Source organism: Kitasatospora sp. NPDC001119 (assembly GCF_053598475.1).
This window is the reverse complement of sequence record NZ_JBSFKI010000042.1, coordinates 11,407-29,092: the sequence shown is the minus strand read 5'-3', so window position 1 is coordinate 29,092 and position 17,686 is coordinate 11,407. Positions and strand designations below refer to the sequence as shown.

At 74.8% G+C, this 17,686-nt stretch carries 13 protein-coding genes; 7 read left to right on the top strand and 6 right to left on the bottom strand.

From position 1 onward, the window contains the following. Nucleotides 1-171: 171 nt before the first annotated feature. The gene (locus ACWDD9_RS36050) at nt 172-711 is read right to left on the bottom strand and encodes a hypothetical protein (protein ID WP_449813960.1); all 540 of its coding nucleotides are present in this window, start codon (nt 709-711) and stop codon (nt 172-174) included. A gap of 326 nt (nt 712-1,037) precedes the next feature. Beyond that, the gene (locus ACWDD9_RS36045) at nt 1,038-2,090 is read right to left on the bottom strand and encodes an IPT/TIG domain-containing protein (protein WP_449813935.1); all 1,053 of its coding nucleotides are present in this window, start codon (nt 2,088-2,090) and stop codon (nt 1,038-1,040) included. A gap of 185 nt (nt 2,091-2,275) precedes the next feature. Here ACWDD9_RS36045 and ACWDD9_RS36040 point away from each other — a divergent pair, with 185 nt between their 5' ends. From ACWDD9_RS36040 to ACWDD9_RS36025, 4 genes are all read left to right on the top strand, one after another. Continuing rightward, the gene (locus tag ACWDD9_RS36040) at nt 2,276-3,814 is read left to right on the top strand and encodes a hypothetical protein (RefSeq protein ID WP_369808353.1); all 1,539 of its coding nucleotides are present in this window, start codon (nt 2,276-2,278) and stop codon (nt 3,812-3,814) included. Between the two features lie 91 nt (nt 3,815-3,905). Further along, nucleotides 3,906-4,781, top strand: a complete 876-nt coding sequence (locus ACWDD9_RS36035; protein ID WP_049658421.1) for a hypothetical protein — start codon at nt 3,906-3,908, stop codon at nt 4,779-4,781. Nucleotides 4,782-4,898: 117 nt separating this feature from the next. Next, nucleotides 4,899-9,461 (top strand): hypothetical protein, encoded by a 4,563-nt coding sequence (locus ACWDD9_RS36030; protein WP_074006353.1) that lies wholly within the window; start codon nt 4,899-4,901, stop codon nt 9,459-9,461. A 19-nt stretch (nt 9,462-9,480) separates the two neighbouring features. After that, nucleotides 9,481-10,248, top strand: a complete 768-nt coding sequence (locus ACWDD9_RS36025; protein WP_449813934.1) for a metallophosphoesterase — start codon at nt 9,481-9,483, stop codon at nt 10,246-10,248. A 15-nt stretch (nt 10,249-10,263) separates the two neighbouring features. Here ACWDD9_RS36025 and ACWDD9_RS36020 read toward each other — a convergent pair whose 3' ends face one another. Together ACWDD9_RS36020 and ACWDD9_RS36015 are read right to left on the bottom strand one after the other, a co-directional pair. Further along, nucleotides 10,264-10,794 carry a hypothetical protein gene (locus ACWDD9_RS36020; RefSeq protein WP_449813933.1) on the bottom strand — a complete coding sequence of 177 codons (531 nt, stop codon included), beginning with the start codon at nt 10,792-10,794 and terminating at the stop codon, nt 10,264-10,266. Nucleotides 10,795-10,990: 196 nt separating this feature from the next. Next, on the bottom strand, nt 10,991-11,686 hold the full coding sequence (locus ACWDD9_RS36015; RefSeq protein WP_049658539.1) for a FadR/GntR family transcriptional regulator: 696 nt from the start codon (nt 11,684-11,686) through the stop codon (nt 10,991-10,993). A gap of 217 nt (nt 11,687-11,903) precedes the next feature. Here ACWDD9_RS36015 and ACWDD9_RS36010 point away from each other — a divergent pair, with 217 nt between their 5' ends. Continuing rightward, a complete protein-coding gene (locus ACWDD9_RS36010) occupies nt 11,904-12,458 on the top strand; it encodes a gluconokinase (protein WP_449813932.1) in 555 nt (184 codons plus the stop codon). A gap of 2 nt (nt 12,459-12,460) precedes the next feature. Then, nucleotides 12,461-13,849 carry a GntT/GntP/DsdX family permease gene (locus ACWDD9_RS36005; protein WP_074006385.1) on the top strand — a complete coding sequence of 463 codons (1,389 nt, stop codon included), beginning with the start codon at nt 12,461-12,463 and terminating at the stop codon, nt 13,847-13,849. 93 nt (nt 13,850-13,942) lie between these two features. Here the strand turns inward: ACWDD9_RS36005 and ACWDD9_RS36000 are convergent, their stop codons facing one another. Beyond that, nucleotides 13,943-14,563 carry a TetR/AcrR family transcriptional regulator gene (locus tag ACWDD9_RS36000; protein WP_387830676.1) on the bottom strand — a complete coding sequence of 207 codons (621 nt, stop codon included), beginning with the start codon at nt 14,561-14,563 and terminating at the stop codon, nt 13,943-13,945. A gap of 72 nt (nt 14,564-14,635) precedes the next feature. Here ACWDD9_RS36000 and ACWDD9_RS35995 point away from each other — a divergent pair, with 72 nt between their 5' ends. Beyond that, nucleotides 14,636-15,856 carry a metal-dependent hydrolase family protein gene (locus ACWDD9_RS35995; RefSeq protein WP_049657372.1) on the top strand — a complete coding sequence of 407 codons (1,221 nt, stop codon included), beginning with the start codon at nt 14,636-14,638 and terminating at the stop codon, nt 15,854-15,856. 128 nt (nt 15,857-15,984) lie between these two features. Here the strand turns inward: ACWDD9_RS35995 and ACWDD9_RS35990 are convergent, their stop codons facing one another. Beyond that, entirely contained in the window at nt 15,985-17,580 is a 1,596-nt protein-coding gene (locus tag ACWDD9_RS35990) for a glycerol-3-phosphate dehydrogenase/oxidase (RefSeq protein WP_049657374.1), read from the bottom strand. Nucleotides 17,581-17,686 lie beyond the last annotated feature (106 nt).

Sequence of the window (17,686 nt, the reverse complement as noted above, 5' to 3'; positions counted from 1 at the left end):
GTCCGCCTCCCAGCAGCTGTTGAGCCAGATGGTAGGGCCTGCGGATGAAGGCCGTTGCCCGTGACCCGGAGCCCCGCGGGCGCCGCGGCGTGTGCCCGGGGCCGCACGCCCCGGGGCGGCGCCGCGCGGGGTCGCGCCGGGGTGCGAGCCGGGCGCGCGGGCTGCCCGGGCTCAACCGGCGGTCGCCGGCCCCCGGAACGCGCGCTCCAGCGGGCGCAACGCCCGCAGCACGACCAGGAGCGGGATGACGCCGAAGACGCCGAACGACATGTCGATGAATCGCCATGCCAGCGGGATCCCGCGCAGCGGGCCGCAGATCAGCGCCAGCGGGATGACGGCCCCGCAGGCCAGCACGGCCCAGCGGATCACCCAGATGTTGCGGACCGGGTCCTTGAGCGGCCCCCAGAAGGCGGCGGCGATCACCAGGTGGGCGAAGGCCAGCCAGTCGGTGCCGTAGGCCAGGAAGGGGTACCGCGCGTTGGTCTCGGCGACGCCCGTGTGGACCCGGTCGATCCAGGCCGTCACGCCGGGGAGGTGATCGCTCAGCGGGGCGGCCGGGCCGGCGGCGAAGTCCGCCAGCCAGCGGGTCTCGGTCTCCAGCGGGAACGCGGTGAGACCGCTGAGCACCAGGCAGACCAGGAAGAACCAGAGCCACCGTCGGACCTTGCGAAGGATGACCGCCGAGTCGCCGTCCATCTCGCACACCTCCATGCCGAGCATGCCGAAGTGCAGGCGGAGCCTTGTCCCGCCTGCGCGGAACCGACTCTAGACCTATCTTTTGAACGTGTTCAACTAGCCTTCGGGGTGGGTGGGGCGAGGAGGGGAACGGGCGGGGTGGTCGGGGGCACGCGGGGGTGGGCCGGGGCCGGATCGGGGGCTGGAGGGGGACCGGCCGCGTCGGCGGGAAGGGTGGCCGGGGCCGGCCCCGGCCGGAGTCGTGCAGGGGACGCGGCGGCACTGCCCCGCTCCGAACGCAGCGGTGCCCGGGCTCCGTGGAACCCGGGCACCGACGGCGGCCAGCGCGCCGCGTACGGCCGCTACGCCGTGTAGGTGTACGTCACCGGCGCGCTGGTCCCGCCCGCCGTGGTGACCGTGACGTCCACCGGCCCGGGCTGGGCGCCCGCCGGGGCCGTGGCGGTGCAGGCGGCCGGGCCGCAGGAGACGTGGGTGGCCGGCACCCCGCCGAAGGCCACCGACCCGTACGTCAGGTTGCTGCCGAACAGGTACACCCGGGTACCGCCGGCGGCCGGGCCGGAGGTGGGAGAGACGCTGCTGAGCACCGGTGCGGCCGGGGCCGGCGGCGGGGCGCCGGTGTAGTCGAAGGTGACCGGAGCCGCGGCCGTGCCGCCGGGCGTCACCACGCTGACCGGGGCGCTGCCCGTGCCGCCCGGGGTGGTCACCGCGCAGGCGGTGTCGGTGCAGCGGCCGGGGGCGGGGACGCCGCCGACCAGCACCATGCCGTTGGCCAGATTGCTGCCGCTGACGGTCACCGCGGTGCCGCCGGTGCCCGGGCCGGTGGCCGTGTCGAGGCCGGTGACGGCGGGGGCGGCCTGGACGGTCGCCGGCAGGTAGCTCTTGCTGCGGAGGTCGTAGCCGGAAACGTGCCCGGTCGGGTCGGTGTCGTTCGGGTTGGCGACCGTCGCGGTGATCGCGCCGACGATCGGCACGCCGGGCGTGGTGGCCAGGTTGAGCTTCATGAAGTTGTAGCTCCCGACCGGCCGGGTGCCGGTGAACACGGCCTCCAGGTGGCGGTGGTCGGGGGAGAGGGCGGTGGTGAAGGTGTAGTCCGCCGGTGCGGGGAAGAACATCGCACCGTCGGTGGTGACGCCGGGCGGCAGGTCGAGGGTGATGTGGGTCGGCCCGGTCAGGTCCGTGGTGCCGGCGACGGTCCAGGACACCGACATGTTTCCGGTGGTGAAGAACCCGCCGGGGTAGTTCCCGCTCTGCGAGACGGTCACGTGCTGGGCGGAGGTCGGGACCGCCGGGGTCGCGGCCTCGGCGGTGGCACCGGTGGCGAGGACGGCGCCGGTGGTGAGGGTGGTCACGGACAGCGCGGCGGCGAGGCCCGCTTTGGCCAGTCGGGTGATCATGGGTCGATCATCACCGAACCGGTGCGCGACCCTCACGGTTTTCTCGAATACCGGTTCGGGAATGGCGGAATCCCGTCGAAACCACGTTCCGAATCCGTCACCCGAACCGCCGCCCACCTGCCGCTCCGCCCGCCCGCAAGGTCCGTTTCGGTCGAACTCGGTGCGAACCTCTAATCTTGTCCACCGTGACCGCCATCGCAGACCCGCCCATCGAGCCCGGCCTCCGACCCCCGGCCGGCCCGGCCGCCGCGCGCCCCGCGCCCGGCCCCGCCGCCGACGAGGGCCTGGCCCGCCGGCTCAAGGCGCTGGCCTGCACCGCCCCGCTGCACGACCTGGACAACCGCAAGGTCAACCTGGCCGGCGAGTACGGCGGCTACGCGATGGCCGAGGTCGGCCTCGCCGCGATCGACCTGGTCACCCTGCACATGGACTTCGACACCGGGGCCGACCGCGAGATAGTGCTCGCCCGGCTGCTGCCCCGGGTCGCCGCCCAGGCTGTCGGCCGTCCCGCCGTCGAGCACGAGCGGGTCGCCCGCTGGGTGCTGGAGTCGCTGATCAACGTCGGCAGCGTGGACCGCGGCTTCCGCGCCGTCTACGGCACCTTCGGCGCGGACGGCGAGTACGTCCGCCGCGACTACGACTTCAAGCTGATCGAGGAGGTCCCCGGCCCCGACGGCGGCGTCTACCTGCGCACCACCGACGAGGCGGTCAACGTCCTGGTCGGCGCGCTCGACACCGACGTCACCTCGGCCCAGATCGCCGCCGAGGTCAAGCTGGAGGTGCTGATCCGCCGCGGCCGCCTGGCCGACGCCCAGCTCGCCGCCGAGCAGGCCCGCTACCGCACCGTCCAGTACGCCGAGACGCTGCGCCGCGCCCTGGACGCCACCCGCCGCAACGTCCGGGCGGTGGACTGGATGCGCGCCATCCCCGATCTCATCGAGGAGGCGCTGGACCACATCGCGGACCGCTACCGGCACGAGAACGCGATTCTCACCAACATCCGCAAGGCCCGCGACGAGGCCGAGGACCCGGAGCACAAGCGCCGCGCCGCCGAGCTGGTCGACATCGTCAAGGACTGCATCCGCCGCCACACCCAGCTCCAGACCCGCCTGCTGGAGGCCGGCCCGCTGTTCCGCGCCGAGCAGGACCGCCAGGCCTTCGCCGCCCCCGGCGCCCGCAGCGGCATCGACCTCTACGGGCAGCTGCTCGCCCCCGTGCTGCGGCTGCCGATAGAGCAGGCCGTCCGCCCCACCGGCGCGTTCTTCGCCCGCGGCGCCGGTCTGCGCACCCCGGTCTCGGTGCGGGTCGCCGACCTGGTCGACCTGCTGCTCACCCCGCCGGTCGAGCGCGAGCACCTCGGCGCCGAACTGCCCGACCCGGACCTCGTCGCCACCCCGGATGACAGCCGGTTCTCCGAGGCCCAGCTGGAGTCCGCGATGCTCCTGCTCGACCTGCCCCCGGACGCCCCCCGTCGGCTCTCCGGCCTGCTCGCCGACGCCCGCAAGCAGGACCCGGACCTGCCGTACCTGGTCGCCCTGCTCGCCGTGCACGCGGCCAGCCCGCCGGTCGGCACCGCCTACCGCCAGGGCGAGGAGCGGCTGCTGTTCGCCGTGGACGACGGCACCCCGCTGCGCGACCGGGAGTTCGGCGGCGCCGACCTGATCGTCGGCAGCGCCCTGCTCGACGCGGTCGGCATGGCCGCCGACCGCAAGGACGCCGGCTGACCGGCCGGGAGCACACGTTGCCGGGACCAACCCCGCCGGGACCAACCATGACGAACCGTAACCACCGCGCCACCCCCGAGGAGCACCGCCCGTGACGACCCACCACGACACGTCCTGGGCGGCCGAGACCGAACCCGCGGCCCCCGCGCCGATCACCCCGGCCGACGTCGCGGACGCCGCCCGACTGGTCTCCTTCGGCCTCCAGGCCAAGCTGCTGCCCGCCCGCGACGCCGAGTACGCCGACCTGGTGCGCCGCCACCGCGAGGACCCGCCGTTCGCCCGGCTCGCCGACGCCATCGCGACCGGCATGGGCCTGGTCGTCCTGGAGGTCTCCCCGCGGGCCGGCATGGCCGTGGCCGCCGCCGAGGACTCGCTGTTCGCCGTCCGGATGGGCGACTACTCGCGCCGTGCCGCCTCCGAGTCCACCGACCGCTTCCTGCACGGCCTCGCCCACCTGGCCGTCGCCGCGATGGCCTTCCCGCGCCCCGAGGACCTCGCCGACGACGGCTACCTCGGCCGGATCACCGTCAACGGCGTCGACTCCTTCGTCCGCCAGGCCTGCCGCCGCCTGGAGGAGCAGGCCGACGCGGACGGCGCCAACACCGACCCGGCCTCCGACGCCCCCGGCCTGGAGGCCGCCTGGCGGGTCTGGGCCCGGCGCACCGCCACCGGCGCCACCAAGGACGCCCGCCGGCTCTCCGGCTCCACCATCGGCATCGTCGCCAAGGCCGTGCTGTTCCTGGTCGACTCCGGCTTCCTCCAGAAGGTCTCGGACGACTCCGGCGGCACCTACCGCACCACCGCCCGCTACCAGCTCCAGGTGCGCGACCTGGCGGGCAGCGCGGCCATGGCCGAACTGCTCGACCTCGGCATCGTCCCGGTCTCCGACGGCACCGCCAGCCTGCTGCCGCCGGACACCGGCGACGAACTGGTCGCCGACGCGGGGCTGCCGTTCCACTCCCTCTGAGCCCCGGCGCCCGGAGCCCACCCGCTCCGGGCCCACCGCGCCGGCCCCGGCCCACCCGCCCCGATCCGGCCCGCCGCCCATCCCTCACGCCACGCAAGCCACGGAGAACAGCCGCACATGTACGAGCTCAACCGGGTCCGCCTCTACTCGATCGGACCGGCCGGCGCCCGCTACGCCGACACGGTGCTCGACCTGCGCGGCGTCGGCGAGCCGGTCGCCGACCCGGCCCCGCAGCAGATCGGCCTGTTCGGCGAGGAACCCGACGGCCCGGTCCGCCGCCCCGCCCCGGCCGGCGTGCTCTTCCTGGAGAACGGCGGTGGCAAGTCCGTCCTGCTCAAGCTGATCTTCTCGGTCATGCTCCCCGGCCACCGCAACACCCTCGGCGGCGCCAGCTCCGGCGTGCTGCGCAAGTTCCTGCTCGCCGACGACTGCGGCCACGTCGCCCTGGAGTGGCAGCACACCGTCACCGGCGAGCCGATCGTGGTCGGCAAGGTCAGCGAGTGGCGCGGCCGCCAGGTCTCCTCCGACCCGCGCAAGTTCGCCGAGACCTGGTACTCCTTCCGCCCCGGCCCCGGCCTGACCCTCGACTCGCTGCCGGTCGCCGAACGGGTCAGCCTGGCCGGCGACCAGAAGGCCCGCGGCCGCCGCCGCACCATGAAGGGCTTCCGCGACGCCCTCACCGAGGCCGGCAAGGCCCACCCGCACCTCGACCTGGTCTTCGAGGACGGCCACGACCGCTGGACCGAGCACCTCGGAGAGCTCGGCCTCGACCCCGAACTCTTCCGCTACCAGCGCGAGATGAACGCCGACGAGGGCGAGGCGGCCGGCCTCTTCGCGGTCAAGCACGACAGCGACTTCACCGACCTCCTGCTGCGCGCCGTCACCGACACCCGGGACACCGACGGCCTCGCCGACCTCGTGCACGGCTTCGCCGCCAAGCTCGGCCGCCGCGCCGAACTCACCGCCGAACGCGACTTCACCGCCGGCTCGCTGGACCTCCTGGAGCGCATCGCCGAGGCCACCACCGCCCGCGAGACCGTCCGCGAGGCCCACCGCACCGCCGAGCGCCGCACCCGCCGCCTCGCCCACGCCCTCGCCTCCCGCGCCACCGCCGAACGCGACCGCGCCCAGGACCTCGCCATCGAGGTCGCCGCCGCCGCGAGCGCCGTCACCGCCGCCGAGGCCGACCGCACCCGGCACAGCCTGATCACCGACGAACTCACCCACCGGCACGCCACCCTGAGCCTCACCGCGGCCACCGCCGAGGCCGCCGCGCTGCGCCGCGAACTCATCGACGCCCGCACCCTGCACTCCGCCTGGCAGGCCGCCGAGGCGGTGCTGCGCCAGCGCGCCGCCGCCGACCGGGTCGCCCGGGTCGCCGCCGCCATCCGCGAGGCCGAGCTGGACGCCGCCCCCGCGCTCGCCGCCCGCGCCCGCGCCGCGACCGCCCTGGCCCGCGCCCTGGAGGCCGCCGCCGCGGCCGCCGAGTCCCGCGCCGACACCGAGGAGGAGCGCGCGGGCGAACTCCAGCAGGACGGCGGCAAGGCCCAGACCGACGCCACCGAGGCCGCCACCGCCGCCCAGAAGGCCCGCAGCGAGGCCGACCACCTGCGCCAGCGCCTCGCCGAGGTCGAGCAGGAGACCGAGGCCGCCGTCGCGGCCGGCTTCATCGACGCCGACGGCGACGTGGACCCGGCCCGCGCCGCCCTGTACGCCGCCGACGTCGAGAAGGCCGCCTCCGCCGCGCTCGCCCAGGCCCGTACCGCCGCCGAGTCCGCCGCTGCCCGGCTGCGCGAGGCCGCCGCCGCCACCTCGCGCGCCGAACTCGCCGCCGAGCGGGCCGGCGACGCGCGCAAGGACGCCGCCCGGTCCCTCGCCGCCGAGCAGCGCACCGCCGCCCTGCTCGCCACCGAACAGCGCCTCGCCGACCTGCTCTCCCTGACCCCCTACCAGGAGGGCGCCGAGGAGGACGCCGGCTTCCTCACCCCCGCCCTGCTCGACCGCAACGCCGAGTACCTGCGCGAACTCCTCGACGAGTCCATCGCCACCGCCGAACGCACCCTGTTCGACCTCCGCACGGCCGCCGCCGACGACTCCCGCATCCTCGCCGCCCTCGGCGACGGCGGCCTGCTGCCGCCCGGCCCGGACGTGCTCGCCACCGTCGAGTACCTCGCCGAGCACGGCATCCCGGCCCTGCCCGGCTGGCGCTACCTCGCCCAGTCCGTCGACCCGGCCGACCACGAGGCGATCCTCGCCGCCCGCCCCGAACTGGTCGACGGCGTCGTCGTCACCGACCCCTCCTCGCTGGAGCGCGCCCGCGAGGCCCTGCAGGCCGCCGCCCTGCTGCCGCGCTCCACCGTCGCCGTCGGCGCCGCCGCCTCGCTGATCGCCCCGATCACCGACGAGCCCGCCTTCTTCCTCGTGCCGCCGAACCCGGCCATGCACGACGAGTCCGCCGCCGACGGCGAGCGCCGCGAACTGCGCGCCCGGGCGAGCGCCCGCGAGGAGCACATCCGCGAACTGGCCGGCCGCCTCGGCGCCGACCGCGCCCTCGCCGCCCGCCTCGCCTCCTGGCACGCCAGCTGCCCGCCCGGCACCCTCGCCGAACTCGCCGCCGCCGCCGAGGCCGCCCGCGAGCACGCCGAGCAGGCCGCCGCCGCCCTGGCCACCCTGCGCGCCGACCACGACGAGGCCGAGACCGACCACACCGCGGCCGCCTCCGCCCACGAGGAGCACCGCGAGGCCGCCCAGCGCGCCCGCCGCCGCGCCGACGCCCTCTCCGGCCTCGCCTTCCGGCTGCGCGAGCGCGCCAACTGGGCCCGCCGCCAGCGCGAACTCGCCGAGGACGCCGCCGAGTGCGACCGCCGCCAGGCGCTGTGCGCCGAACGCGCCCGCACCTGCGACGAGGACCGCCGCGCCGCCCAGCGCGCCGCCGACGACGCCCGCCGGACGGCCCGCGCGCTGCGCGCCGAACGCGCCGAGATCCCCGCCGCCGAGCAGGCCGACGAACCCGCCGAGGCCGCCCCCGCCGCGCTGCCCGCCCTGCGCGAGGCCTACCGCGCCGCCTCCCAGCTGTACGAGAAGGTCGGCGTCGGCGCCGACCTGCGCGCCGAACAGGCCCGCGCCGAGGGCGACGAGGCCGCCGCCGCGACCGAACTCGACCGCCTCACCAACAAGGTGCGCACCCGCGCCGAGGAACTCCTCGGCAGCCCCGACGGCGCCGACGGCCCGGCCCGCCAGGCCGCCGCCGCCCGCGCCGAGGAACTGGTCGCCACCATCGAGGCCCGCTCCGCCACCGCCAGCGAGCAGCTCGGCCGGCTGCGCGGCGAGGCCGAGCGCTCCGCCCCCGCCGACGGCGAGGCGCACACCGAACTGCCCGAGGACCTCGTCCCCACCGATCCGGAGCACGCCCAGGCCCTGCTGCGCACCGCCACCAGCCGCCTGGCCGAGCGCCGCGAGGCCCTGGACGCCGCCCGCACCGCCCACGCCGACCTCCAGCGGACCTTCGACACCGCCCAGGCCTCCGCCGCCGACTTCGACGAGCTGGCCGGCCAGCTCCGCGACGGCCTGCGCGACCACCAGGAGGACCCGGACGACCCGGTCGAGCCGTACCTGGGCTCGCTGACCGAGGCCCGCACCGGCGCCACCGAGGCCCGCCGCGCCCTGCGCACCGCCGCCGGCGAACTGTCCTCCTCCGAACTCGCCGTCCGCGACACCGCCGACGCCCTGGTCCGGCACGCCAACGCGGCCCGCTACGAGGCCGTCCGCACCCCCGCCCGCCAGCAGATCCGCGAACTGCCCGCCTCCGCGCTGCCCGAGCACGCCGCCGCCTGGGCCACCGCCTTCGCGCCCCGGCTGCGGGTGCTCACCGACGAGCTCGCCCAGCTGGAGAAGAACCGCGGCTCGATCGTGGACCGGCTGCGCGGCCTGGTCGAGTCCTCGCTCACCACCCTGCGCGCCGCCCAGCGGCTCTCCCGGCTGCCCGAGGGCCTGGGGGAGTGGTCCGGCCAGGAGTTCCTCCGGATCCGCTTCGAGGACCCGGACCACGCCACCCTGGTCGAGCGCCTGGGCGAGGTCATCGACGAGGCCACCCGCGCCGCCGTCAGGAAGAACAGCGACCTGCGCCGCGACGGCATGTCCCTGCTGCTGCGCGGGGTCGCCGCCGCGATCGGCCCCAAGGGCGTCAGCGTCGAGATCCTCAAGCCCGACGCGGTGCTGCGCGCCGAGCGGGTCAGCGTCGGCCAGATGTCCGACGTCTTCTCCGGCGGCCAGCTGCTCACCGCCGCCATCGCGCTGTACTGCACGATGGCCGCGCTGCGCGCCAACGACCGCGGCCAGTCCCAACTGCGGCACGCCGGCACGCTGTTCCTGGACAACCCGATCGGCCGCGCCAACGCCACCTACCTGCTGGAGCTCCAGCGGGCCGTGGCCGACGCGCTCGGCGTCCAGCTGATCTACACCACCGGCCTGTTCGACACCACCGCGCTCGCCGAGTTCCCGCTGGTGATCCGCCTGCGCAACGACGCCGACCTGCGGGCCGGCCTCAAGTACATCTCGGTCGAGGAGCACCTGCGCCCGGGCCTGCCCGCCGCGCCGGACCCGGACGGCCCGACCATCCACGGCGAGATCACCGCCACCCGGATGTTCAAGCGCCCCGCGGAGGTTCCCGCCCAGCCGTGAACTCACTAGCGTGATCGCCATGCTGACGATTGCGCACCTCAGTGACATCCACCTCGGCCAGGACCACGGCCGGGACGACGGCAAGCGTGCCCGCCGGCGGGCCGAGCAGGTGATGGCGTACCTCGACGCCCTGCCCGGCCCGCTGGACGCGGTGCTGGTCACCGGCGACCTCGCCGACCAGGGCCTGCCGGAGGAGTACCGGCAGGTCGCCGAGGTCCTGGTCTCCCGGCACCCGGTGTTCACCTGTCCGGGCAACCACGACTCCAGGTCGCCGTACCGGGAGGTGCTGCTCGGCGAGGCGCCGGGGGAGGGGCCGGTCAACCGGCTGCACCGACTGCCGGGCGCCGACGTGCTGATGCTCGACTCCTCGATACCCGGGCAGCACGACGGCCTGTTGGACGAGCCGACGCTGGACTGGCTGGATACCGAACTCGCCTCCGGCCGCACCGAGTTGCCCGCCCTGGTGGCCTTCCACCACCCGCCCGTGGAACTGCACCTGCCGTACGTCGACCCGATCCGCCAGTTCGGCGAGGAGCGGCTGGAGCGGGTGCTGCGCCGCCACCCCCGGGTGGCCGCCCTGTTCTGCGGCCACGCGCACACCTCCGCGGCCACCGCCTTCGCCGGCCTGCCGCTGCTGATCGCGCCCGGCGTGGTCTCCACCGTCACGCTGCCCTTCGAGGGCGGGCCCGGCATCTCCTTCGACCACCCGCCGATGCTGGCCTTCCACGTCCTGGACGAGGACCGCCGGCTCACCACCCACTACCGGGCGCTGCCGCTCCGGGACTGACCGATCGGCCTGGTGCTACGGGTGGTTGGGCTGCACCCGGGCCTGGCGCGGCGGCTGCTGCGGTGGCTGCCGCGGCGGTTGGTAGGGCTGCTGGTACGGCGGTCGGGGCGGCTGCTGGTTCCCGTACGGCGGCTGCCCCGGCCCGTACGGCTGCGGCTGCTGCCGCCCCGGCCCGTACGGCTGCGGCTGCGGCGACTCGTACGGCTGCCGGTACACCGAGGACGAGCCGGGCCGGGGGAACGGCCGCGCGGCCAGCGGTTCGGAGGGCGCCCGGCTGCCCGCCATCGGATGCGCGGAGCCCGGCGACTGCATCCGCTGGGCCGCGACCTGGCGGGAGATCAGGATCTCCACCAGGCACCACATGGTGCCGAACACCCCCAGCCCCATCGCCAGCAGCGCGGGCGTCAGCAGCCAACTGTCCGCGTACGAGGCCAGCGTCGCCACCACGACGCCGACCAGGGTGAAGGACAGGCAGAGCACCGCCCGGACTGCGGCGGCGCGTACCTCGTCGGGTAGGCGGCGACGGCGGCGGCGTGGCACGGACATCGAGCGACCCCCAGGCGCGTGGCGCGTGTTCGGTGAAGCATACGGAACGGGCGCACACGAAACGCGCCCCCTCGGCTCACTCTGCCCCGCCGAACCAGGACTATGCCTCCATAACCGCCGAACTGCCGCCAAACCGTGCCATCCGGGCCGTCATTGCCGTCCCGGCAGGCCTGGCAGGCGCCCCCGGCGCCCCGGTTCAGTCCAGCTGGGCGTTGAGCTCCTCCAGCGCGCCGCTCACGATCGTCCGCATCGCCCGCTCGGCGTGGCCGGCGTCCTTGGCGCAGATCGCCTCCGCGACCTCGCGGTGCAGCCGGATCGCGTACGACTCCGGCTGATCGGGCATCAGATGGTACTCGGTCCGGCCGGTGAGCACCGCCGCGACGGTGTCCCCGAGGTGGGCGAACATCTCGTTGCCGGAGGCGCGCAGCACCAGGGAGTGGAAGGCGATGTCGTGTTCGAGGAAGGTGGCCAGGTCGGCGGCCCGCGCGGTGACCGTCAGATCCACGGCCAGTGAACTGAGTTCGCGCCGGTCGTCGTCGCTCGCGTGGGTGGCGGCGAGCGCGGCCGCGGCCGGTTCGACGGCCACCCGCAGGGAGCCGAGCGAGCGCAGCTGGGCGGGCCGGTCCGAGCCGGCCAGGCGCCAGCGGATCACCATCGGGTCGAAGACGTCCCAGACCGACTTCGGCTGCACGGTGATCCCGACCCGTCGCCGGGACGCCACCATGCGCATCCCCTCCAGGATCCGCACCGCCTCCCGGACCACTGTCCGGGAGACCCCGAACCGGTGCTCCAGCTCCTCGCCGCGCAGCACGGCCCCCTCGGGGACCTCCCCCGACGCGATCGCCGGTCCGAGCTCGTCAAGCAGCCGCCCGGGCAGCCCCTGGATCTCCATCCGCCCAGGGTAGACGCCCGCCCCGCGCGCGTTCACGTCGCCCTGTGGCGGTGGTCGTGCCGCCCCGCGGTCCGGGTCGTGCCGCCCCCGTGGTCCGGGTCATGCGTCCTGCGACCCAGACCACACCGCAAAAGTATGACGATTTGGTTTCCGCCACTTGAATACGTCATATCTTTGAGGCGATAGTGGCGGCCAGGCAACGAAGGAGCACCACCCCATGGCTCTCAGCGTCGAGAACCACGACTTCCCGCAGTCCCCCTTCACCATCGTGGTGATGGGCGTCTCGGGCGTCGGCAAGACCACCCTGGCCCGCCTGCTGGCAGACCGCCTCGCCCTCCCCTTCGCCGAGGCGGACGACTTCCACCCGCCGGCCAACATCGCCAAGATGTCGGCCGGCATCCCGCTGGACGACGAGGACCGCGCGCCCTGGCTGCGCGCCATCGGCGCCTGGCTCAAGGAGCGGACCGAGGCCGGTACCGGCGGCGTGGTGACCTGCTCGGCGCTGAAGCACCGCTACCGCGACATCCTGCGCGCGGACGCCCCGGGAGCCTTCTTCCTGCACCTCAGCGGTGGTCACGAGCTGGTCGAGGACCGGCTCTCCCACCGCACCGGCCACTTCATGCCGACGTCGCTGCTCGACTCCCAGTACGCCACCTTGGAGCCCCTGGGTGCGGACGAGCGCGGCGCCGCCCTGGACGTGGGCCCGTCCCCCGAAGAACTCGTCGAGATGGCCGTGGCGCTGCTGCGGCCCGTCAATGGAGACCTCGCGTGAGCATTGCCCCCACTCTGCTGGCGGCCGCCCCACCGGCCCTGCCGCACACCAGCAGCGACTCCCAGCTGCTGATCGCGGTGCTGCTCAGCATCGGTGCGATCGTCGTACTGATCACCAAGCTGAAGCTGCACCCGTTCCTCGCCCTCACGCTCGGCTCCGGTCTGCTGGCCGCCGTCGCGGGCGCCCCCTTCGACAAGCTGCTCAGCAGCTTCTCGACGGGCTTCGGCTCCACCGTCGCCAGCGTCGGCCTGCTGATCGGCCTCGGCGCGATGCTCGGCAAGCTGCTCGCCGACTCCGGCGGCGCCAACATCATCGCCGACACCGTGCTCTCCCGTACCGGCAACAAGGCGCTGCCCTGGGCGATGGCGCTGATCGCGGCCGTGCTCGGCCTGCCGCTGTTCTTCGAGGTCGGCGTCGTCCTGCTGATCCCGATCGTGCTGCTGGTCGCCCGCCGCGGCAACGTGCCGCTGATGCGGGTCGGCATCCCGGCCCTGGCCGGCCTGTCGGTGCTGCACGGCCTGGTGCCCCCGCACCCGGGCCCGCTGGTCGCCGTCGACGCGCTGAAGGCCGACCTCGGCATCACCCTGGCGCTCGGCCTGCTGATCGCCGTCCCGACCCTGATCATCGCCGGTCCGCTGTTCGCCCGGGTGGCCGAGCGCTGGGTCGGCCCGCTGGAGATCCCGGCGGCCACCGCCCCCGAGGAGACGGCCAAGCACGACCGCACCCCCTCCTTCGCCGCGGTGCTGGCCACCATCCTGCTGCCGGTCGTGCTGATGCTCGGCAAGGCGCTGGCCGACGTGGTGATCGACAACCCGAAGGCGCTGGGCCAGCGGGTGTTCGACTTCATCGGCTCCCCGCTGATCGCGCTGCTCGCCGCGACCCTGCTCGGCATGGTGACGCTCGGCAAGGCGGCCGGCTTCGACAAGGCCCGGATCTCCGACACCGTCGGCAAGTCGCTCGGCCCGATCGCCGGCATCGTGTTCATCGTCGGCGCGGGCGGCGGCTTCAAGCAGACCCTGATCGACGTGGGCGTCGGCAACGCGGTCAGCGAGTGGTCCGGCAAGTGGCACATCTCCGCGCTGCTGCTCGGCTGGCTGATCGCCGTGCTGATCCGCCTGGCCACCGGCTCGGCGACGGTCGCCACGATCACCGCGGCCGGCATCGTCTCCCCGCTCGCCGCGAACATGTCCTCGACCCACGCGGCCCTGCTGGTGCTCGCGATCGGTGCCGGCTCGCTGTTCCTCTCGCACGTCAACGACGCCGGCTTCTGGCTGGTGAAGGAGTACTTCGGGATGAGCGTCGGGCAGACGCTGAAGTCCTGGTCGGTGATGGAGACGGTCATCTCGGTGGTCGCCATCGCCCTGATCATGCCGCTCAGCCTGATCATCTAGCGCGCGAAGCAGCACCGCCGAGGGGCGGCACCCGTGACCGTACGGGTGCCGCCCCTCGGCGTTTCCGGACTTCCGGCCGTGCCAGGAGTCGGGTCAGCGCCCCGGCAGCCCCGACAGCACCGCCGCCGTCGCCGTCAGCAGTTCCTCCGCGGCCGCGCCGCCCGCCGCCGTCCGGGCCAGCACCCCCTCGCGCGCCGCCAGGACCACCGCCGCGGCCTGCCCGGCGCTCGCGCCCGGGGGCACCAGCTCCGGCAGGTTCCGCTCCAGGACCCCGGCCAGCGCGGCCGCGACCGCCCGGTCGTGCGCGGCGACCTGCTCGGCCAGCGCCGGGCTCCGGGCCGCGACCAGCCGGAACTCCAGGAACAGCAGGATCCACCCGGTCTCCGCCGGCTCGACCCGCAGCAGCGCCTCGACCAGCCGCCGGGCCCGCTCCCGCGGCGCCAGCGACTCGCAGGCGGCGGCCAGCTCCGCGAGCTCGGCCAGCCGCTGCCCCGCCTGGTCGTCGAAGAGGGCCAGCAGCAGGTCCTCCTTGCTGCCGAAGTTCGAGTAGAAGGCGCCGCGGGTGTAGCCGGCGGCGGCGCAGACGTCCTCGATGCTCGTCCGGGCGAAGCCGACGGAGAGGAACAGCTCGCTCGCCGCGGCCAGCAGCCGGGCCCGGGTGTGGATGCGGCGTCTGGGTGGTCGGGGGGCGGTGTCGGCGGGGGGCGGGTTCACGGGAGAACGATACATGGTGTATTCAGTACGAGTCGTATTCAATACGAGCCGTACTGAACGAGGAGCCGCTCCGTGAGTCGACTGCTGATCACCAACGCCCACCTGCTCCACCCCGAGGACGGCACCCGCACCGACCTCGGCTGGCTGGAGGCCGCCGACGGCCGGATCGCCGCCACCGGCACCGGCCGCCCGCCCGCCGCCGGCGAGGACGTCCGGGTCCTCGACGCGGCCGGCGGCACCGTGCTGCCCGGCCTGATCGACGCCCACGTCCACCTGCTGATCACCTCGCTCGACCTGCCCGACTTCGCGAACTGGACTGCCGGCTACGCCACCGTGCGCGCCCTCGCCGAGGCCGAGCGGATGCTGCGCCGCGGCTTCACCACCGTCCGCGACGTCGGGGGCGCCGACCACGGGATGGCCCGGGCCCTGGACGAGGGCCTGGTACCCGGCCCGCGGCTGCTGCACGGCGGCAAGGCGCTGTCCCAGACCGGCGGCCACGGCGACCTGCGCCCGCTCGGCGAGGACGTGCTGCCCTGCTGCGAGTCCCGCCCGAACTTCGCCCGGATCGCCGACGGCGTGGACGCGGTGCGCACCGCCGCCCGGGACGAGTTCCGCAAGGGCGCCCACCACCTCAAGGTGCTGCTCTCCGGCGGCGTCGCCTCCCCGCACGACGAGATCGGCGCCGTCCAGTACAGCGAGGAGGAGATCCGCGCGGTCGTCGAGGAGGCCGAGAACCACAACCGCTACGTCACCGTGCACGCCTACCACCCGCGCGCGATCGACCGTGCCCTGCGGGCCGGCGTGCGCTGCGTCGAGCACGGCAACCTGCTGGACGACGGCACGATCGCCCTGCTGCTGGAGAAGGACGCCTTCCTGGTGCCCACCCTGGTCGCCTATGAGGAGACCGCCAGGCTCGGTGCCGCCTCCGGCCTGCCGGCCGCCTCGCTGGGCAAGCTCGCCGAGGTCCGCGACCGGGGCCTGGAGGCCTTGGAACGCGCCCACCGCGCGGGCGTCGACCTGGTCTACGGCAGTGACCTGCTCGGACCGCTGCACCCGGCCCAGCTGGAGGAGTTCACGCTGCGCGCCCGGGTCCAGCCGGTCGCGGACGTGCTGCGCTCGGCGACCACCACGGCGGCCCGGCTGCTCGGCATGGCGGGGGAGATCGGCACCCTCGCCCCGGGCGCCCACGCGGACCTGCTGGTGCTCGACGGCGACCCGCTCGCCGACCTCACCGTCCTCACCCGGTCCGACCTCCACCCGAAGCGGGTGGTCAAGGCCGGCGTCCCGGTCTGACGGCCCGGCCGAACGGCCGTACGGCGAAACGGCCGTACGGCGAAACGGCGGGCGGGCGCCCGGGGAAGACCCCGAACGCCCGCCCGCCGCGGAGGACCCGCGCGCTACCGCGCTTCGCCCGGCCGTGCCTACTTGGTGCCGCGCTTCGCGAGGAAGGCCTCGACCTCGGCCCGGATCTCCGGCGTGTCCAGACCGCGCACCGTCATGGTGGTGCGGCGGCGCAGCACGTCGTCCGTGGTGTACGCCCACTCGTTGTCCGCCGCGTACGCGACCTGCGCCCAGACGTCCGGACCGTCCTCGTGGATCGGCCGGCCGAGCTCCGGGTTCTCGTCGATCATGCGGGCGATGTCGAAGGACAGGGTGCCGTAGTGGCTGGCCAGGTGCTTGGCCACCAGCGGCTCCATCCGCGAGCCCGGGTCGCGGTCGATCAGCAGGCGGTGCGCCACCGCGTTCGGCGCGCCGACGCCCGGCAGCGGGACGGTCGGGGCGATCGGGGACATGTCCTCGCCGAGGCTGGTGCCGGGCACGTGGGCCAGCTTCTCCAGCACGGTGCGGCCGATGTGCCGGTAGGTGGTCCACTTGCCGCCGGAGACCGACAGCATGCCGCCGCGGCCCTCGGTGACGACCGTCTCGCGCTTGGCGGCGGCGGTGTCGCCCGGGCCGCCCGGGAGCACCCGCAGGCCGGCGAAGGAGTAGGTGATCAGGTCGCGGTCGAGGTGCTCGTCGCGGATCGCGTGCGCGGCCTCGCCCATGATCTGGTCGATGTCCGCCTCGGTGGCCCGGACGTCCTTCGGGTCGCCGGTGTACTCCTCGTCGGTGGTGCCGAGCAGGACGTGGTCCTCCCACGGGATGGCGAAGGAGACGCGGTACTTGTCGATCGGGATGGTCAGCGCGGCGCGCCACGGCGCCCGGCGCTTGACGACCACGTGGGCGCCCTTGGAGAGGCGGATCGACGGCGCGGCGCCCGCGTCCTCCATCTTGCGCAGGTGGTCCACCCACGGGCCGGTGGCGTTCAGCACCAGGCGGGCGTCGATGCCGAACTCGCTGCCGTCCAGGCGGTCGCGCAGCTCGGCGCCGGTGACCCGGCCGCCGGTGAAGCGCAGGCCGGTGACCTCGGCGTGGTTGAGCACCACGGCGCCGGCGTCGACGGCGGCGCGCACGGTCATCACGGCGACGCGCGAGTCGTTCATCTGGTGGTCGCCGTAGACGGCCACCGAGCGCAGGCCCTCGGTGCGCAGCGCGGGCACCTGCTGGGCGGCGTGCGCGGCGGTGGAGACCCGGCCCATGCCGTCGCGGAAGGCGGACAGCGCCGAGTACAGGAAGACGCCGGCGCCGAGCTTGGCGGCGCCGTGCGGGCCGCCCTTGTAGACGGGCACGAAGAAGGTCAGCGGGTTGACCAGGTGCGGGGCCACGTCGGTGGAGAGCGCGCGGCGCTCCTTGTGGTTCTCCGCGACCAGCTTGACCGCGCCGGTCTGCAGGTAGCGCAGACCGCCGTGGACGAGCTTGGAGGAGGCGCTGGAGGTGGCACCGGCGAAGTCGCCGGCGTCGACCATGGCGACCTTCAGGCCGGCCTGGGACGCGGTCCAGGCGACGGCCGTGCCGAGGATGCCGCCCCCGATCACCAGCAGGTCGTAGGTGGCCTTGCCGAGCAGTTCGCGGGTCTCGGCGCGGGAGGCGGTGTGGCCGGCGGTGCGCTCGGCGCCCAGGGTCGGGATGGTTGCCATGGTGGTTGTGTACGGCGCGCGGGTCGGGCGGCGCCGTTACTCCTCTCGTGTGCGGTGCGGCCTCTGCGGGAGAGGCCGGTCGGCCCGGTGCGGCGGGCCGGTGAAA

Coding starts and splice junctions, on each gene's coding strand:
- ACWDD9_RS36025 (WP_449813934.1), top strand. CDS start 9,481: ATGCTGACGATTGCGCACCTCAGTGACATCCACCTCGGCCAGGACCAC.
- ACWDD9_RS36020 (WP_449813933.1), bottom strand. CDS start 10,794: ATGTCCGTGCCACGCCGCCGCCGTCGCCGCCTACCCGACGAGGTACGC.
- ACWDD9_RS36050 (WP_449813960.1), bottom strand. CDS start 711: ATGGAGGTGTGCGAGATGGACGGCGACTCGGCGGTCATCCTTCGCAAG.
- ACWDD9_RS36010 (WP_449813932.1), top strand. CDS start 11,904: ATGGCTCTCAGCGTCGAGAACCACGACTTCCCGCAGTCCCCCTTCACC.
- ACWDD9_RS36030 (WP_074006353.1), top strand. CDS start 4,899: ATGTACGAGCTCAACCGGGTCCGCCTCTACTCGATCGGACCGGCCGGC.
- ACWDD9_RS35990 (WP_049657374.1), bottom strand. CDS start 17,580: ATGGCAACCATCCCGACCCTGGGCGCCGAGCGCACCGCCGGCCACACC.
- ACWDD9_RS36015 (WP_049658539.1), bottom strand. CDS start 11,686: ATGGAGATCCAGGGGCTGCCCGGGCGGCTGCTTGACGAGCTCGGACCG.
- ACWDD9_RS36045 (WP_449813935.1), bottom strand. CDS start 2,090: ATGATCACCCGACTGGCCAAAGCGGGCCTCGCCGCCGCGCTGTCCGTG.